The organism is Paractinoplanes globisporus DSM 43857, assembly GCF_000379645.1.
Taxonomy (GTDB): Bacteria; Actinomycetota; Actinomycetes; order Mycobacteriales; family Micromonosporaceae; genus Actinoplanes; species Actinoplanes globisporus.
The window spans coordinates 147,190-165,002 of sequence record NZ_KB903350.1 but is presented as its reverse complement, the minus strand read 5'-3'; the positions used below and the strand labels follow the sequence as shown (position 1 = coordinate 165,002).

Annotated in this window: 14 protein-coding genes; all 14 read left to right on the top strand. The window is 72.4% G+C overall.

All coding sequences use genetic code 11. From position 1 onward, the window contains the following. Nucleotides 1–21: 21 nt before the first annotated feature. The 14 genes from A3CQ_RS0145210 (at nucleotide 22) to A3CQ_RS0145135 (ending at nucleotide 17,790) form a co-directional block, all read left to right on the top strand. Nucleotides 22–705 carry a hypothetical protein gene (locus A3CQ_RS0145210; RefSeq protein WP_020517584.1) on the top strand — a complete coding sequence of 228 codons (684 nt, stop codon included), beginning with the start codon at nucleotides 22–24 and terminating at the stop codon, nucleotides 703–705. A gap of 52 nt (nucleotides 706–757) precedes the next feature. Beyond that, on the top strand, nucleotides 758–2,560 hold the full coding sequence (aspS, locus tag A3CQ_RS0145205; protein ID WP_020517583.1) for an aspartate--tRNA ligase: 1,803 nt from the start codon (nucleotides 758–760) through the stop codon (nucleotides 2,558–2,560). Nucleotides 2,561–2,754: 194 nt separating this feature from the next. Then, nucleotides 2,755–3,258: a hypothetical protein gene (locus tag A3CQ_RS0145200; protein ID WP_020517582.1), complete on the top strand. Its 504-nt coding sequence runs from the start codon at nucleotides 2,755–2,757 to the stop codon at nucleotides 3,256–3,258. A gap of 75 nt (nucleotides 3,259–3,333) precedes the next feature. Next, on the top strand, nucleotides 3,334–3,549 hold the full coding sequence (locus A3CQ_RS0145195; protein ID WP_020517581.1) for a hypothetical protein: 216 nt from the start codon (nucleotides 3,334–3,336) through the stop codon (nucleotides 3,547–3,549). Between the two features lie 64 nt (nucleotides 3,550–3,613). Continuing rightward, nucleotides 3,614–5,305, top strand: a complete 1,692-nt coding sequence (locus tag A3CQ_RS0145190) for an AAA family ATPase (protein WP_020517580.1) — start codon at nucleotides 3,614–3,616, stop codon at nucleotides 5,303–5,305. Next, nucleotides 5,302–9,654 (top strand): hypothetical protein, encoded by a 4,353-nt coding sequence (locus A3CQ_RS63450; RefSeq protein WP_245577654.1) that lies wholly within the window; start codon nucleotides 5,302–5,304, stop codon nucleotides 9,652–9,654. Before A3CQ_RS0145190 ends, A3CQ_RS63450 begins: the two co-directional genes overlap by 4 nt. A gap of 67 nt (nucleotides 9,655–9,721) precedes the next feature. After that, the gene (locus tag A3CQ_RS0145175; protein ID WP_020517577.1) at nucleotides 9,722–10,171 is read left to right on the top strand and encodes a DUF948 domain-containing protein; all 450 of its coding nucleotides are present in this window, start codon (nucleotides 9,722–9,724) and stop codon (nucleotides 10,169–10,171) included. Between the two features lie 17 nt (nucleotides 10,172–10,188). Next, entirely contained in the window at nucleotides 10,189–10,467 is a 279-nt protein-coding gene (locus tag A3CQ_RS0145170; RefSeq protein ID WP_020517576.1) for a hypothetical protein, read from the top strand. Then, a complete protein-coding gene (gene alaS, locus A3CQ_RS0145165) occupies nucleotides 10,464–13,151 on the top strand; it encodes an alanine--tRNA ligase (protein WP_020517575.1) in 2,688 nt (895 codons plus the stop codon). The genes A3CQ_RS0145170 and alaS overlap by 4 nt, the downstream gene beginning before the upstream one ends. A gap of 24 nt (nucleotides 13,152–13,175) precedes the next feature. Beyond that, on the top strand, nucleotides 13,176–13,634 hold the full coding sequence (gene ruvX / locus A3CQ_RS0145160) for a Holliday junction resolvase RuvX (RefSeq protein ID WP_020517574.1): 459 nt from the start codon (nucleotides 13,176–13,178) through the stop codon (nucleotides 13,632–13,634). Then, entirely contained in the window at nucleotides 13,631–14,818 is a 1,188-nt protein-coding gene (gene mltG, locus A3CQ_RS0145155; RefSeq protein ID WP_020517573.1) for an endolytic transglycosylase MltG, read from the top strand. Before ruvX ends, mltG begins: the two co-directional genes overlap by 4 nt. A 17-nt stretch (nucleotides 14,819–14,835) precedes the next feature. Next, nucleotides 14,836–15,690 (top strand): shikimate dehydrogenase, encoded by an 855-nt coding sequence (locus tag A3CQ_RS0145150; protein ID WP_020517572.1) that lies wholly within the window; start codon nucleotides 14,836–14,838, stop codon nucleotides 15,688–15,690. 418 nt (nucleotides 15,691–16,108) lie between these two features. Beyond that, complete coding sequence (gene aroC, locus A3CQ_RS0145140) at nucleotides 16,109–17,287, top strand: chorismate synthase (RefSeq protein WP_026206907.1); 1,179 nt, start codon at nucleotides 16,109–16,111, stop codon at nucleotides 17,285–17,287. Next, entirely contained in the window at nucleotides 17,287–17,790 is a 504-nt protein-coding gene (locus A3CQ_RS0145135; RefSeq protein WP_020517570.1) for a shikimate kinase, read from the top strand. The genes aroC and A3CQ_RS0145135 overlap by 1 nt, the downstream gene beginning before the upstream one ends. Nucleotides 17,791–17,813 lie beyond the last annotated feature (23 nt).

Below are 17,813 nucleotides of genomic sequence, written 5' to 3'. Positions count from 1 at the left end.
GACAAAACGCCGGAGTCGCACATGTCGGTCTTCCGTGCCGCCAACAATGTCAACAAGCCGCCTCACGACCCGTACCTGATCAACCGGCCCCGGGACGACGCCGCCGTTCCGGACGGGCCCACCGAGCGCATCGCCGAGCGCCGGAACCGGGTCCGCCGCGACCGTCTGGCCTGGCTGGGGGTGCTGGTCGCGGTCTTCGCGCTGATCACCTCGTCGATCGCGGTGCTGGCGGCCTGGCGAGCGATGAATCTGGCCCGCCTGGTCGCGATCGCCGGGACTCCCGCTCCCTCTCCGCATGCCGAGGGCTTCGCCGTCACGTACGCCCAGGAGCCGCTCCGGGTGCAGGTGGGCTGCTCGGCGGTCCTCTTCCTCGACCTCGACGAGCCCCGCGCCAACGCCGACGAGAAGGTCAGCGATCTGCGCTACGACAGCCGCTGCGGGCAGGAGCCGCCGCGGCTCACGCTCGGCCCGGGCGCGGCGGCCGGCGCGCAGGTCAGGGACTCCGACACCGACGCGGACGGCTGCCAGCGGGCGATCCGGACCAGCCCGATCGGTCCCGGCGGCAGCGTCGAGGTGCGCAAGGGCGCGACACTGTGCGTGCTGACCGCCGCCATCCCGGCCTCGATGTCGCTGGTCGAGGTCACCGACGTGGGCACCACCGGCACCGCCGGCATGCGGGCCACCTCCTGGAAAGTAGCGGGTTGACTCCTGACAGAATGGGCTGCGCCCGTGAACACCTGTGAGGAGACGAGTTCCCGTGATCCGTACCCATGACGCCGGCAGCCTCCGCGCGAGCGACGCCGGCACGACGGTGACGCTCGCCGGGTGGGTGGCCCGCCGGCGCGACCACGGCGGGGTCATCTTCGTCGATCTCCGTGACGCGTCCGGCGTGGTCCAGGTGGTCTTCCGCGAGGAGGACGCGCACGCCCTGCGCAACGAGTTCTGCGTGCTGGTCACCGGCGAGGTGTCCGCGCGTCCCGAGGGCAACGAGAACCCCGACCTCGCCACCGGCGCCATCGAGGTCGTCGCAAGCAACCTGACCGTGCTCAGCGAGTCCGCGCCGCTGCCGCTGCCGGTCGACGACACGATCACCGCGTCCGACGACCTCCGGCTCAAGTACCGCTATCTCGACCTGCGGCGCTCCGGCCCGGCGAGCGCCCTGCGCCTGCGCAGCCGCGCCAACCAGATCGCCCGCGAGGTGCTGCACGCCCGCGACTTCAACGAGATCGAGACGCCGACGCTGACCCGGTCGACGCCCGAGGGCGCCCGCGACTTCCTGGTCCCGGTCCGGCTGCAGCCCGGCACGTGGTACGCGTTGCCCCAGTCGCCGCAGCTGTTCAAGCAGCTGCTGATGGTGGCGGGCATGGAGCGGTACTACCAGATCGCCCGCTGCTACCGGGACGAGGACTTCCGCGCCGACCGCCAGCCGGAGTTCACCCAGCTCGACATCGAGATGTCGTTCGTGACCCAGGACGACATCATCGCGCTCGGCGAGGAGATCGTCTCCCGGCTCTGGGGCGAGCTGGCCGGCCACGAGATTCCCCGGCCCATCCCGCGGATCACCTGGCACGACGCAATGAACCGGTACGGATCCGACAAACCCGATTTGCGGTACGGCGTCGAGCTGGTCGAGTTGACGTCATACCTTGCGGGCACCGAGTTCCGCGTCTTCGCGGGCGCGATCGACGCCGGTGGCTACGTCGGCGCCGTGGTCATGCCGGGCGGCGCGTCGCAGACCCGCAAGGAGCTGGACGGCTGGCAGGACTGGGCCAAGGCTCGGGGCGCCCGCGGTCTGGCCTACGTCGTGCTCGACTCCGAGACTGGCGAGCCGCGCGGGCCGGTCGCGAAGAACCTGTCAAATGAGCATTTGTCGGGATTGGCCGACGCGGTCGGGGCCAAGCCGGGCGACGCGATCTTCTTCGCGGCGGCATCCGAGCGTCGTGAGGCGCAGGAGCTGCTCGGCGCCGCCCGCATCGAGATCGCCAAGCGGTCCGGCCTGATCGACGAGAGCGCCTGGGCCTTCTGCTGGGTCGTCGACGCGCCCATGTTCGAAAAGACGGAGGAGGGCGGCTGGACGGCGGTCCACCACCCCTTCACCTCGCCGAACGCGGACTGGATCGACAACTTCGAGTCCGCGCCCGACGAGGCCCTCGCCTACGCGTACGACATCGTCTGCAACGGCAACGAGATCGGCGGCGGCAGCGTCCGTATCCACCGCGCCGACGTGCAGAGCCGCGTCTTCGACCTGCTCGGCATCACGCCCGAGGAGGCGCAGGACAAGTTCGGCTTCCTGCTCGAGGCATTCAAGTACGGCCCGCCGCCGCACGCCGGCATCGCGCTCGGCTGGGACCGCACCTGCATGCTGCTGTCGGGCAACGACTCGATCCGCGAGGTCATCGCGTTCCCGAAGACCCGCGGCGGCTACGACCCGCTGACCACCGCGCCCACCCCGATCACCGCCCAGCAGCGGCTCGAGGCCGGCATCGACGCCAAGCCCAAGGCCACGGCGGGCCCCGCCGGCACCGGCGGCCAGGCCGCTCCCGTCGAGCACTCGAACTAAGAGCACCCGAGATCAGCGAGGGCCAGCAAAACGAGGACAAGCGACCGGCCTGGCGGCGGCACACCGAAGCCGAACGCCGCCTGCCGGTCGCGCTGGCCGTCGCCGCGCTGATCGCGCTGCAGTGGTTCCTGCCCGACCGGCTCACCTTCGGCCCGCGCTGGCTGCTCCCGGCCATCGAGTTCCTGCTCATCGCCGTGCTGGTCGCGGCCGATCCGGGCCGGATGAAGCGGGACACCGGGGTGCTGCGGATGGTGGCGCTCGGCCAGATCGCCGTGATCAGCCTGGGCACGGCGTGGTCGGTGGCGATGCTCATCCGCGACATCGTCACCGGCTACGACACCGGCAACGCCGCCCAGTTGCTCGGCGTGGGCTCCGGTATCTACCTGATGAACGTGCTGACCTTCGCGATCTGGTTCTGGGAGCTGGATCGCGGGGGGCCGGTCGCCCGGGCGCACGGCACCGACCCGTACCCGGACTTCCTCTTCCCGCCGATGACCTCGCCGGACCTGGCGCCCAAGGACTGGGAGCCGAACTTCACCGATTACCTGTACGTGGCGTTCACGAACGCGACCGCGTTCAGCCCGACGGACACGCTGCCCATGACCCGCCTGGCCAAGGTGATCATGGCGCTCGAGTCGGCGATCTCGCTCGTGACCGCGGCGCTGGTGGTCGCCAAGGCGGTAAACGCTCTCGCGTAGCTCCACGGTGGAGTTTGACGTTGCCCTGTTCCGGGGTAACTGCACGTCAGATGGCTCTCACCCCCGGAGGATCTGATGCTCGCAATTGCCGCCGCGATCGTTTTCGGTATCGCGCTTCTGCTGGACCTGTTCGACACCGACCTGGGCGCGCACGACCTGCTCAACTTCCAGACCCTGACGCTGCTCGGCCTGCTGCTCATCGCGCTCTACCTGGCCGGGATCGGCAGTGGCCCGCGTACCGGCACGGGTTCGGGCCGCCGCTTCTACGGCCGTCGCCCCGGCCGGGGCTGACCGTTTCGGCCCGTCCTTCGGTGCATTTCGGGCATCGCTGGGCGGGCCGGTACTGTCGTTGCCGATGGAAACGGACGGGCTCTTCTCGCTGGCTCAGCCCGGTGGCGTGCACGCCGCGTCGCCGGCCTCGGGTTTCACCCCGCCGGCCGCCGATTCGCCGTTGCCCGTCCGCATGCGTCCCGCCAGCCTCGACGAGCTGGTCGGCCAGGAGCATCTGCTCGCGCCCGGCAGCCCGCTGCGCCAGCTGGTCACCGGCTCGAGCCCGATGTCGGTGATCCTGTGGGGCCCGCCCGGCACCGGCAAGACCACCATCGCGCACCTGGTCGCCGCCGCCACCGACCGCAAGTTCGTCGCCATGTCCGCCCTCTCGGCCGGGGTCAAGGACGTCCGCGCGGTCATCGACACGGCCCGGCGCGAGCGTCGTCACGGCGGCCCGCCGACGGTCCTGTTCATCGACGAGGTTCACCGCTTCAGCAAGACCCAGCAGGACTCGCTTCTCGCCGCCGTCGAGGACCGCACGGTCACGCTGCTCGCCGCGACCACCGAAAATCCGTACTTCTCGGTCATCTCACCGCTGCTCTCGCGCTGTGTGCTGCTCACGCTGCAGGCGCTCGGTGACGACGACGTCCGGCGCCTGGTGCGCCGCGCACTTATCGACGAGCGAGGGCTGGGCGGTGCCGTCACGCTTTCCGCCGAGGCCGAGGACCATCTCGTACGCCTCGCGTCCGGCGACGTCCGCAAAGCGCTGACCGCCCTCGAGGCCGCGGCGTCGTCCGCACAGGCGCAGGGAAACGCCGAGATCGACCTGGCGACCGCGGAAAAGGCGGTCGACGTGGCGGCCGTGCGCTACGACCGGGACGGCGACGCGCACTACGACGTGATCAGCGCCTTCATCAAGAGCATGCGCGGCAGCGACCCCGACGCGGCGCTGCATTGGCTGGCCCGCATGCTGGTCGCCGGGGAAGACCCGCGGTTCATCGCCCGGCGGATCGTCATCTTCGCGAGCGAGGACGTCGGCATGGCCGACCCGCAGGCCCTGGTGGTGGCGAGCGCCGCGGCGCAGGCGGTGCAGCTCATCGGCCTGCCCGAGTGCCAGCTCAACCTCGCCCAGGCCGTGGTGCACATGGCCACCGCGCCCAAATCCAACGCGGTCACGACGGCGCTCGGCGCGGCGATGGCCGACGTGCGGGCCGGCCGTGGGGGATCGGTCCCTGCCCATTTGCGCGATGCGCACTACCCCGGCGCGCGTGGTCTTGGTCACGGTCGCGGGTACAAATACCCCCATGACGACCCGCGCGGCGTCGTCACGCAGCAGTACATTCCCGACGACCTGACCGGCGCCGACTACTACCAGCCCACCGATCACGGCGCCGAACGCGCAGTAAGCGAGCGGGTCCCGCGCCTGCGCCGGATAGTGCGCGGGCTGCCGGCCCCGGCGCGGCCCGCTACCCCCGCCGAACCTCCGCCGCCGATACCCGACCGCGCGGCGGGTGGTGCATCTGGCGCCGATGCGTCACGCTCTTCGGTTAGCACCGGCCCAACGCCGCAGCCAGCGGTTTCAGCAGGTGACGCACCGGCTGCGGTCGGTGATGACCCGCAGCCGGACGCCCCGGATTCGTCGCCGGCGCCGACGGCTTCGGCAGACAACGACGCTTCGCCGGACGCGCCACCGGTGGGGCCCGGAAGCGGGACGGCCGACAAGGCCGAGGGCAGTGCAGTCGACAGCGGCGAGACCGCCGGAGAGGAACAGCCGTGAAATCGCGCGGTGCCGAACGGCCCGACGACGAGGCCGACCTGCGCAGCGACACCGGAGCCCGCAAGGGCCGCCGGTTCGGTCGAGGCCGCCCGGAGCCGGCGGCCGCGGCGGCGCCCGAGGAGGTCCCGCAGGAGGAGACCGGCTGGCTCGACGACCTGCGCACCGCGAAGGAGCAGCGCGCCGCGATCGGCCCCGGCACCCTCGCCGGCGAGACCCGCCCCAGCAAGAGCGGCCGGGTGGCGCCCGGCCCCGACGACTTCCCCGACGAGGAGATGCCGATCGGCGGCGGCGCGCCCGGCTGGCAGGACCCGAGCGGCGCCCAGCCCGCGACCGGTCGCCGTGACGCCGCCCAGCCCGGCTGGCAGTCGCCGAGTGGGGCACACCCCGCCCCCGGCTGGCAGGCCCCGAGCGGCGCGCAGCCGGCGCCCGGCCGTCGCGACGCCGCGCCCGGTGGTCACGCCGCTCAGCCGGCGCCCGGTCGCCGTGATGCCGCCCAGCCCGGTTGGCAGTCGCCGAGCGGTACGCACCCCGCGCCCGGTCGTCGCGACGCCGCCCAGCCCGGCTGGCAGTCTCCGAGCGGAGCGCACCCGGCGGCCCGGTCCGGCCCGGTGCAGCCGCCGGCGGGACGATTCGACGATTCCCGGCCCGCACCCGGCCGGCAAGACGGCGGGTCCGCGGGCGGCTGGGACGAGCCGCGCGTCGCACCCGGCCGCCAGGAGGGCGGCTGGGACGATTCCCGGCCCGCTCCCGGGCCGGTGAGCGCGCCCGGCGGACGCACCGGACGCACCAACCCCGTGCCGCGGCAGGCAACGTCGCCGGTGTCGCCCGCGCAGCAGCCTCCGCCGGGACGGATGGGTCAGGGCCCGACGGGTGCCGCGCCCGTTTCACCCGGCCAGTACCCGCAGGGCAGGCCGGCGGGTGCCGCCGGCGATTACCCGCAGTCCGCGCCGGTGTCCCCTGGGCAGTACCCGCAGCAGCCCGGGCCGATGGGCGCCGCGCCCGTGTCGCCGGGGTCGCGCCGTGGCGGTCCGGCCGGGCCGCCGCAGATCCCGACGCAGGCACGCGGGCGGGGTGACCAGGCCGCCTACTCGACCCGGCACGGCGCCGGCGCCGAGGACGACGGACGCCGCCCGCTCGACCCGATGACCTCCGGGCCTATCCCGCCGGTGCCGCTCTCCGGCAACGCGCCCGAGGTGCCGATGTCGCGCCCGGTCTCCCCGGCGTCGCGGCCGGTGTCTCCGGCCTCCCGGCCCACGTCGTCGGCGGGGCCGCGTGACCGCTTCCGCACCGACGGCCCGACGACCGGCGGCCGGCCGGCGGGGCCTGGTGCGCCGATGCCTGCCTCGCCCGCCGGGCCACCGGCCGGACCCCCGTCCGGCTTGCCTTCCGGCCCGCCCGCGGGCGGGCGTTTCGGCGGCCCGAGCCCCAGCTTCCCCGGCGGCGGCCCGGGCTACCCGGGTGGCGGCGAATCCACCGGCCGCCACGGTGGCGAGTCCACTGGCCGTCACGGCGGCGACGCCAACGGACGGCCCGGCGGCGATCCCAACGGACGGCCCGGCAGCGATCCCAGTGGCCGGCTCGGCGGAGATTCCGGCGGGCGGTTCGACGGCGATCCCAGTCGTCGGCTTGGCGGGGATTCCGGCGGGCGGTTCGGCGGCGAGGGCAATGGGCGGCCCGGGGATGTCAGCGGGCGGCACGGTGGCGACGTCAATGGGCGGCGCGGCGATGCTCCCGCCTATTCGGGCGGCGAGTCGACGGGGCGGCATGGCGGCGACTACCCGGGTGGGGACTCGACCGGGCGGCACGGCGGCGATGGTTCCGGCTTTGACAACACCGGGCGGCACGGTGGCGACCCCCTTGGACGGCGCGCAGCCGACGGCCCAGGCGGTGGGCCGGATTTTACGAACGGTGGCGAGTCCACCGGTCGGCATGGCGGCGTCGCGGGTGACTTCCCCGGTACTCCGGGATATCAGGACAGCGAGACGACGGGCCGGCACGGCAGCGCCCAGGGCCGTCGCGGCGACGGCACCGGCCGGCGCGGCGGCGACCCCGCGGGCGAGGGCACGGGCCGCCACGGCTCGCCCGACGACGGCGGCTCGACCGGCCGTCGCCGCCCGCAGGATCTCGCCGACGGCGGTAACACCCGAGGCCCACGCGGCCGCGGCGGCCGCAACGTGCCCGCACAGGGCGACGCCGGTGGCCCCGGTGGCCCGGGCGGTCCCGGTGGTGCTCGCGGCGCCGGTGGATCCGGACGCTCGGGCGGACCCGGCGCCGTAGGCGGTCCGGGCATGGGCGCGGCCCCCGTTGTGGGCGGTCCGGCGCCGACGGGCCCGGTGCGGGCGGCCGCCAAGGTCACTCCGCCGGTGGTGCCGGGTCGGCAGGGTGCTCGCACCCCGGCGGTCCCCGGTCGAGCGGGTGCCATGGCCGGCGGAGCGGCGCAGCGGCCCGGCGAGGGCACCGGCCCGATCAACGCCCAGCGCGGCGGGCGTGGGCCGCGCAACGGCCCGGCCACGGGCGCGATGCAGCCCGGCCCCGGCGAGCCCGGCATGCCGCCGGGCCCCGACGGCATGCGGCGCGGCCCCAAGGGCCGGCCCGGTCCGGGCGGAATGCGCCCCGACGTGGACGACATGCCCTCCGGCCCGGTTGGCATGCGCCCCGGGATGCGCCCCGACGTCGATGACATGCCTTCGGGCCCGGTTGGCATGCGCCCGGGGATGCGTCCCGATGTGGATGACATGCCTTCGGGCCCGATCGGCATGCGGCCGGGGATGCGTCCCGATGTGGATGACATGCCTTCCGGCCCGATCGGCATGCGGCCGGGGATGCGTTCCGACTTCGATGACATGCCTTCCGGTCCGGTCGGAATGCGGCCCGGTGCAACTCCGCCTGGTGGGATGCCGCCCGGTGGGATGCCGCCTGGTGGAATGCCGCCCGGGCCCGTCTCGCCGGGGCGTCCGCCGCTCGGGGGACCGCAGCACAGTCAGCCCCTGCCGGGCCGGCCGGTGTCGGGTGGGCCGAGTCAGCCGCTCCCCGGACGTCCGGTGTCGGGCGAGCCGGGCGGCGGGCAGCACAGTCAGCCCCTTCCCGGTCAGCCTCTCTCGGGGCAGCACGGCCAGCCGTTGCCGGGCCGGGTCGGTGCGGCGCAGTCGGGTCCGACGCCCGGTGGGCGTGGCACGCCGCCGGGACCCGGGCGTAACGGTGCGTCGGGACCCGGGTCGGGTCCGGCCGGCGCTTCTTCCCTGGGCAGCGCCGCGAAGGGTGCTGCCTCGGTGGGCGCGGCTTCCGTCGGCGCCGCTTCGGTCGGTGCGGCCTCGATCGGCGCGGCCTCAGTGGGCTCAGCCTCGGTCGGTTCCGCCTCGGTCGGTGCCGCTTCCGTCGGCGCCGCCTCGGTGGGTTCCGCCTCAGTTGGTGCCGCTTCCGTCGGTTCCGCCTCGGTCGGTGCCGCTTCGGTGGGCGCTGCTTCGGTGGGTGCTGCCTCCGTGGGGTCTGCCTCGGTGGGCGCGGTTTCGGTCGGGGCCGCGGCCCTGGGTGCGCCCGCCGGTAAGGGAACGCTCGCGCCCGGCCCGGATCGGCCCGGCGACCCGCGGACGGGTGCTCCCGGCGTACCTCCAAGGGGTGAAGTAGTCGGTGCGAGGGCCGGCGCGGCGAAAGCCGCAGCCGGCGAGAACGTCGCGGGCTTGCGCGGCGCCGGCAACGAGCTGCGCGAGAAGTTGCGCACGCAGCGGCGGCTGCGGATGGTGACGCTGGTCTCCCTGGCCGTCGTCGTGCTGGTCGTCATGCCGGTGCTGTTCGGGTTGCGGTCGGCCAGCAAGGACCCCGTGTTCGGCTCGCTCGACTCGCTCGGGGTGCCCGCGTGGGCGGCTCAGGACGTGCACGACAACGGCAGCGGCAGCCGGTGGTGCTTCCTCGACTGCCGGTTCCGGGAGCGCATCGCGCAGTCGTCGAAGTCGTTCCAGGACACCACCGCGACCTACACCACCGCGCTGCAGGCGGCCGGCTGGAAGTCGTGGAAGGTCAGCGAGTGCCCGGAGACGCCGATCACCAAGGACCAGGGCACCTACACCTGCTGGAAGCGGGACGAGTTCACTCTGGACCTGTGGGTGCGGCAGCCGGAGTGCGCCGTGGACCAGGTGGCGGCGCAGGATCCGACGGCGCAGCTGCCGTCCTCGGCGGCCACCGCGGAGCCGAAGAAGTGCGAGGGCTCGACGGTCAGCATCCACGTGCAGAACGCCATCACCGACACTCGCGGCAAGCCGGATCCGCAGCGGGGCAAGCCGCTGGTCGGTGAGACGCCGGACCCGGTTCTCTCCAACGATCCGCTCTTGGAGCCGACACCCGCGGCGTCGTGAAGCGGGCGAGGGTCACGGCCGGTAAGGTCTGCACGTTGACCTGCCACCCGTAGAGGAGAGCCGCCAGATGGACGCCGGGGAAATCGCTGGACTGATCGCCGCGGGCGCCTTCCTGATGCTCGTCATCGTGCTCGCCGTGCCGATCCTCAAGCTCGGCCGCACCGTCGACGCCGCCACCCGGGCGATCAACGACCTGACCGACCGCACCGGACCGCTGCTCTCCAACGTCAACGAGACGGTGGAGAATGTGAACACCACGCTCGGTCAGGTGCAGGTCTCATTGGACGGTGTCAACATTCAGCTCGCCAAGGTCGACACGATCACCGAGCACGCGGCGCACGTCACCGCGAACGTGGCGAACCTGTCCACCGTCGTCGCCGCGGCCGCCGCGAGCCCGCTGGTCAAGGTGGCCTCGTTCGGGTACGGCGTGCGCAAGGCCGTGAACAACCGGCGGCGCGCCGAGGAGGACCGCGAGGTCCGCGAGACGATCAAGCAGCGCCGCAAGGCCCGGCGCTAACCACATAAGGGGAAAAAATGAAGCGCCTGCTGTGGCTGGGCGTCGGCCTGGCCGTCGGCGCCCTCGTCGTTCGCAAGATGACCAAGAAGGCGAACGAGTTCACCCCGTCGGGCATCGCCACCTCGCTGTCGCAATCCGCTGGCGGCCTGGTCGAGTCCGTGCGTAGCTTCGTGGATGACGTCCGCGAGGGGATGACCGAGCGGGAGGAGCAGATTCACCAGGCGTTCGCCGAGGGTGAGCTGTTCGAGGATGGGCATGCTGAATCAAATCAGGATGGCCAGGAGGGGAACCGATGAAGACGGCGGAAGTCAAGCGGCGCTTTCTCGCGCATTTCGAGGCCAACGGGCACACGGTGGTCCCGAGTGCCCCGCTGCCGGCCATCGACGACCCCAACCTGCTGTTCATCAACGCCGGCATGGTGCAGTTCGTCCCGTTCTTCCTCGGGCAGCGCACCCCACCGTATTCACGTGCGGCCAGCGTGCAGAAATGCATCCGGACGCCGGACATCGACGAGGTCGGCAAGACGTCCCGGCACGGCACGTTCTTCCAGATGAACGGCAACTTCTCGTTCGGCGACTACTTCAAGGCCGGCGCCATCCCGCTGGCCTGGGAGCTGTCCACCAAGCCGCAGTCGGAGGGTGGCTTCGGGCTCGACCCGGAGAAGATCTGGGCGACCGTCTACCTGGACGACGACGAGGCCATCGAGATCTGGAAGCAGACCGGCCTGCCCGCCGAGCGGATCGTCCGGCGCGGGAAGAAGGACAACTTCTGGTCGATGGGCATCCCCGGCCCGGCCGGCCCGTGCTCGGAGCTGTACTACGACCGCGGACCGGAGTACGGCCGGGAGGGCGGCCCCGAGGTCGACGAGGACCGGTACCTCGAATTCTGGAACCTGGTCTTCATGCAGCACGAGATCACGGACGTGAAGTCGAAGGAGGACTTCACGATCGTCGGTGACCTCCCGAAACAGAACATCGACACCGGCATGGGCCTCGAGCGGATCGCGTCGATCCTGCAGGGTGTCGACAACCTCTACGAGATCGACGAGGTACGCCCCATTCTCGCCCGCGCGGCGGAGATGACCGGGAAGAAGTACGGCGTCCACTCCGGGCACGCGGCCTCGGAAAGCCACCCGGACGACGTACGCCTGCGGGTGATCGCCGACCACGTGCGCACGGCGCTGATGTTGATCGGCGACGGCGTCACCCCGAGCAACGAGGGGCGCGGCTACGTTCTTCGCCGGATCATGCGCCGGGCGATCCGGTCGATCCGCCTCCTCGGCTGGCAGGCGCCGGCGCTGCCCGAGCTGCTGCCGGTGGCCCGCGACTGCATGGCGCCGTCCTACCCGGAGCTGGCCGAGGAGTTCGGCCGCATCTCCGAGTACGCGTACGCGGAGGAGGACTCGTTCCTCTCCACGCTGCGGGCGGGCACGACGATCCTCGACACGGCGATCACCGACGTCAAGAAGGCGGGCGGGAAGGCGCTGCCGGGCGCGCAGGCGTTCCAGCTGCACGACACCTACGGATTCCCGATCGACCTGACCCTGGAGATCGCGGCCGAGCAGGGCCTCGACGTCGACCAGGACGGCTTCCGGCGGCTCATGGCCGACCAGCGGGCCCGCGCGAAGGCGGACGCCGCCGCGCGCAAGACCGGCCACGCCGACCTCAGCGCCTACCGCGGCGCCCTGGACGCGGGCGGCCCGGTCGAGTTCACCGGCTACCAGGAGATCTCCCGGGAGTCGCGGGTGCGGGCGCTGCTCGGCGGCGACGGTGCGCGGCTCGAGGTGGCCGGCGAGGGCGACTACGTCGAGCTGGTCCTCGACGCCACCCCGTTCTACGCCGAGGGCGGTGGCCAGCAGGCCGACAGCGGCGTCGTCCGGGTCGGCGGCGGTCAGCTCGAGATCGTCGACGTCCAGCAGCCGCTCCCCGGCCTGATCGTGCACAAGGCCCGGGTCATCCGGGGCGAGATCCGCGCGGGGGAGTCGGCCGAGGCCGAGATCGACGTGACCCGGCGGAAGGCGATCTCGCGCTCGCACACCGCGACCCACCTGATCCACCAGACCATGCGGCACTTCCTCGGCGAGTCGGCGACCCAGGCGGGCTCGCTCAACGCGCCCGGCCGCCTGCGGTTCGACTTCAACACGCCGGGGGCCGTCTCGCCGGCGGTGCTGCACGACGTCGAGCAGCAGGTGAACGAGGTGCTGCTCCGCGACCTCGAGGTGCACGCGTTCATCACCTCCCAGGAGGAAGCGCGCCGGCTGGGCGCGATGGCTCTCTTCGGGGAGAAGTACGGCGATGAGGTCCGTGTGGTTGAAGTCGGCGACTATGCGCGTGAGCTCTGCGGCGGCACGCACGTCGCCCGCTCCGGCCAGCTGGGCCTCGTGAAGATCCTCAGCGAGTCGTCGATCGGCTCCGGCGTGCGCCGGGTCGAGGCGCTCGTCGGCATCGACGCGTTCGGCTTCCTGGCCAAGGAGCACCTGCTGGTGTCCCGGCTCGCCGAGCTGTTCCGGGTGCCCGGCGACCAGGTCGCCGACCGGGTCGAGCAGACCGTGACCGCGCTGCGCGACGCCGAGAAGGAGCTCGAGAAGATGCGGGCCCAGATGGTGCTCGGTGGGGCGGGCGCGCTCGCCGGCCAGGCCCGCGACCTCCGCGGCGTCGCGTACGTCGGCACCGAGGCACCCGAGGGCGCGGCCGGCAACGACGTGCGTACCCTGGCCCAGGAGATCCGCGGCAAGATCGACTCCGCCCGTCCGGCGGTGGTGGCGGTCGCGTCCCGGGCCAACGGCAAGGCGTCGCTGATCGTGGCGATCAACGGCTCGGCGAAGAGCCGGGGGCTGTCCGCAGCCGATCTGGTCAAGGGCGCACTTTCCGGCCGAGGCGGCGGAAACGCCGATCTCGCGCAGGGTGGCGGGGTGCCCGCCGACCAGGTTCCGGCGCTGCTCGCAGCGGTGGAGAAGGCTGTGATCGACGCCGCTGGATGAGAGGTGACTACAGGGGGTGGCCGGATGAGCGCGGAGCCGCGGGGTAGGCGGCTGGGCGTTGATGTAGGTAAGGTGCGCGTCGGGGTCGCCATAAGTGACCCTGACGGGATCCTGGCCACCCCCCTGGTCACGGTGTCCCGTGACATGGGCGCGGCACCCAACGCCGTGCCTGGCGATATAGCCGAGCTCGTTCGTCTCGTGGGGGAACACGAGGCGGTCGGGATCGTGGTGGGGCTTCCCGTGCGCCTCAACGGCGCCGAGGGCCCTGCCGCCATCGACATTCGTGCGTACGCTGGGCGACTGGCGGAGGCGGTCGGCACGGTGCCGATCGTCCTGGCGGACGAAAGGATGTCGACCGTGGTCGCAACTCGACGGCTCGCCGAGCGTGGCGTCCGGGGAAAGCGGCAGCGGGCGGTCGTCGACCAGGCGGCCGCGGTGGAGATCCTGCAGAGCTGGCTGGACGCGCAGCGGAGGCAGAGATGATCGACGAGCTGGACCTGGCGTTCGACGAGCACGCCGAACGCGGTAGGCCTCGCCACCGGCGGGGAAACCGCGGTGGAAAGAAGGGCTCGGGTAAGTCCGGCGTCGCGTTTTTGATGGCTTTCGTCCTGTTGGCCGTGCTCGGTGGCGGAGTTTATTTCGGCTACAGCAAGGTCAAGGACTTCTTCGTCGCGGCCGACTACAGCGGCCCCGGCACCGAACCGGTTCAGGTGGCGATCGCCAAGAACTCGACGCTCACGGACATCGGCAACACCCTGGTCGACTCCGATGTCGTGAAGTCCACGAAAGCGTTCGTGAACGCCGCCAACGCCAACCCCCGCGGCAAGAACATCCAGTCCGGGACGTACAAGCTGAAGAAGCAGATGTCCGCGGAGAACGCGGTGAACCTGCTGCTCGACCCGAAGTCGCGGATCACCTCGGGCGTCACCATCACCGAGGGGCAGACCGCCCTGCAGATCTACGCCACGCTGTCGAAGGCGACGAACATCCCGGTCAAGGACTTCCAGGACGCCGCGAAGAAGCCCACCGACCTGGGCGTGCCCGACTACTGGTTCAAGCGGCGCGACGGCAAGCCGGCGGCGACCGCGAGCATCGAGGGCTTCCTGTTCCCCGACACGTACGAGTTCGACCCGAAGCTGAACGCCGCGCAGATCCTCGAGGTCATGGTTAACCGGTTCCTCTCGGTCACCGGGGACATGAACTTCGCCGACACGGTGCAGAACAACCTGTCCGTGTCGCCGTACGAGGCGCTGATCGTGGCCTCGCTGACCCAGGCCGAGGCCGGTGTCCCCGAGGACTATCCGAAGATCGCGCGGGTCGCGTACAACCGGGCGTACAAGGCGCACATGCCGCTCGAGTTCGACGTGACCGCCAACTACTGGCTCGAGCTCAACGGCAAGGCGGCCAAGTACTCCGGTGCGCTCACCGCCGCCGAGATCGACGACCCGAAGAACCCGTACAACACCAAGAGCAAGAAGGGGCTGCCGCTCGGGCCGATCGACAACCCGGGTGAGGCGGCGCTGAAGGGCGCGATGCAGCCCCCGTCGGCCAACTGGCTCTACTTCGTGGCGATCGACAAGCAGGGCCACTCGGTCTTCACGAACGACTACCAGCAGCACCAGAAGAACATCGCGCAGGCCTGCAGGAACGGCGTTCCGCTCTGCTGAGCCCGACCGGCTAGGGTGTGTCGGTGACGTCCGCCGCCGACACCGGCACACCTCGCCGCCGGGCCGCCGTGCTCGGCAAACCGATCGCGCACTCGCTCTCCCCGGTGATCCACAACGCCGGGTTCGCGGCCGCCGGCCTCGACGGGTGGAGCTATGTGGCGATCGAGTGCGCGGCGGCCGAGCTCGCGGGCCGGCTGAACGGCCTCGACGCCTCGTGGGCCGGTCTCTCGCTGACCATGCCCCTCAAGGAGGAGGCGCTGCGCCTCGCGACGACGGCGACGCCCGTCGCCCGGGCGACGGGTGCGGCCAACACTCTCGTACGCCGTGACGATGGGTGGCATGCCGACAACACGGATGTTCCCGGCATGGTCCGTGTCCTGAGCGACGCCGGCCTCGGGTCGTCGCCGTCGGTCACCGTGCTCGGCGGCGGGGGAACCTGCCGGGCGGCCCTCGGCGCGGCCGCCGCGCTGGGCACGACCGAGGTGACCGTGGTGACCCGCCGGCCCTCGGCCCGCGACGAGCTCCTCCCGGCGGCCGACGCGCTCGGTTTGAAGCTGCTCGGCGCCGACTGGTCCGAGGCGGCGTCCCTCCTCGAAGCCGACGCGGTGATCTCCACGGTCCCGAAGGGCGCCGCCGACCACCTGGCCGAGGTGGTCGTCTGGCGTCCGGGCACCGTGCTCTTCGACGCGATCTACGACCCGTGGCCCACGCCGCTGGCCGCGTCCGCGACCGCCGCCGGCGTGCCCGTCGTCTCCGGCCTCGACCTGCTCCTGAGTCAGGCGCTGAGCCAGTTCGAGCAGTTCACCGGCGTTACGCCGGCGCCCGAGGCGGCTATGCGGTCGGCTCTGTTCGAGGCCGCCAGCCGCCGGTGAGTCGAGGCCGCCGGCCGCCGGTGAGTCGAGGCCGCCGGCCGCCGGTGAGTCGAGGCCGCCGGCCGCCGGTGAGCAGGGCGACCGTCAGCAGGCCGGCCGCCGCGCACACGAGGATCACGACCGCCATCGGCACGCCCGTTCCGATCGCGCCCAGGCCCGCCATCGGCGCCAGCACCGCGGGCCCGCGAAAACCTGCCCGCACTGCGCCGCGACCAGCAGGGTCCGGGTCGGGGCCCGCCGCCGCGTTCCCGGGTGCCCTCGTCCGCCACGCCGGGACCGTACCGTCGCTTTTTCGATCTTGTCTGCGTCCGCTTCCGCCAGGTGAAACCCCGGCGCCGGAGGGCCTCGCACTGTCCGGAGGGCGGGACGGCGGCGGGGGCGCGACGGGCGGCGGCGACGGCGTGCCAGAATTTGAGCCGTGCTGCGCTGGCTTACTGCAGGTGAATCCCATGGACCGGCGCTCGTCGCGATGCTCGAGGGCGTGCCCGCCGGCGTCGAGGTGACGAGTGCCGCGATCGGCCGCGACCTCGCCCGGCGGCGGCTCGGCTACGGCCGAGGCGCCCGCATGTCCTTCGAGCAGGACGTGGTCGAGATCATCGGCGGTCTCCGCCATGGGCTGACGCTCGGTAGCCCGGTGGCGATCCGGGTCGCCAACTCCGAGTGGCCGAAATGGCAGACGGTGATGGCGGCCGACCCGGTCGACCCCGAGGAACTGGCCTCCCAGGCCCGCAACGCGCCGCTGACCCGGCCGCGCCCGGGCCACGCCGATCTGGCCGGCATGCAGAAGTACGGGCACACCGACGCGCGCCCGATTCTCGAGCGGGCCAGCGCGCGGGAGACGGCGGCCCGCGTCGCCGTCGGCGTGGTGGCGAAAGCGCTGATCAAGCAGGCGCTCGGCATCGAGATCGTGTCGCACGTGATCGAGCTCGGCTCGGTGGCGGCGAAAACGGGCCTGATCCCCACGCCGGAAGACGCCGAGCGCATCGACGCCGACCCGCTGCGCTGCCTCGACCCCGAGGCGAGCGCGCGGATGGTGGCCGAGGTCGACGCGGCCAAGAAGGACGCCGACACGCTGGGCGGCATCGTCGAGGTGCTGGCCTACGGCGTTCCGCCGGGCCTCGGGTCGCACGTCCAGTGGGACCGCAAGCTCGACGGCCGCCTCGCCGCCGCGCTGATGAGCATCCAGTCGGTCAAGGGCGTGGAGATCGGCGACGGCTTCACCCAGGCCCGCTCGCGCGGCTCGGTGGCCCACGACGAGATCATCCCGACGGCCGACGGCGTCCGGCGGGTCACCGACCGCGCCGGCGGACTCGAGGGTGGCATCACCAACGGCGAGCCGCTGCGGGTCCGCGCCGCGCTCAAGCCGATCTCGTCGCTCAACCGGGCCCTGCAGACGATCGACGTGGTCACCGGCGAGCCGGCCACCGCGATCAACCAGCGCTCGGACGTCTGCGCCGTTCCGGCCGGCGCCGTCGTCGCCGAGGCGATGGTCGCCCTGGTGCTGGCCGAGGCCGCGGTCGAGAAGTTCGGCGGCGACTCGGTCGCCGAGATCCGCCGCAACCTGGCCGGTTACCTCGACTCGCTGGTGATCCGCTGATGGCGCCGGTGGCGGTGTTCGTGGGCGCGCCCGGCGCCGGCAAGTCGACGATCGGCGAGGCGGTCGCCGGGCTCCTCGGCCTGCCGTTCCGGGACGCCGACACGATCATCGAGGCTAAAGCCGGCAAGCCGATCCCCGAGATCTTCTTCGACGACGGCGAGGACGCGTTCCGCCTGCTCGAACGGGAGACGATCGCGGCGGCCCTTCAGGACTACGACGGCATCCTCGCCCTCGGCGGCGGGGCGATCCTGCACGAGGGCACCCGCGAGCTGCTCAAGGGGCACACGGTCGTCTACCTGTCGGTCGAGCTCTCCGACGCGGTGAAGCGGGTCGGGCTGGGCGCGGGCCGCCCGCTGCTGGCCATCAACCCGCGCGCCACCCTGAAATACCTGCTCGACCAGCGCCGCCCGCTGTACGCCGAGGTGGCCACGCACACGGTGGCGACCGACGGCCGCGAGCCCGAGGAGATCGCCGCCGAGGTCGCGGCCCTGCTCAAGGGCTGAATGTGCGCAAAGCTTGAAGTTGT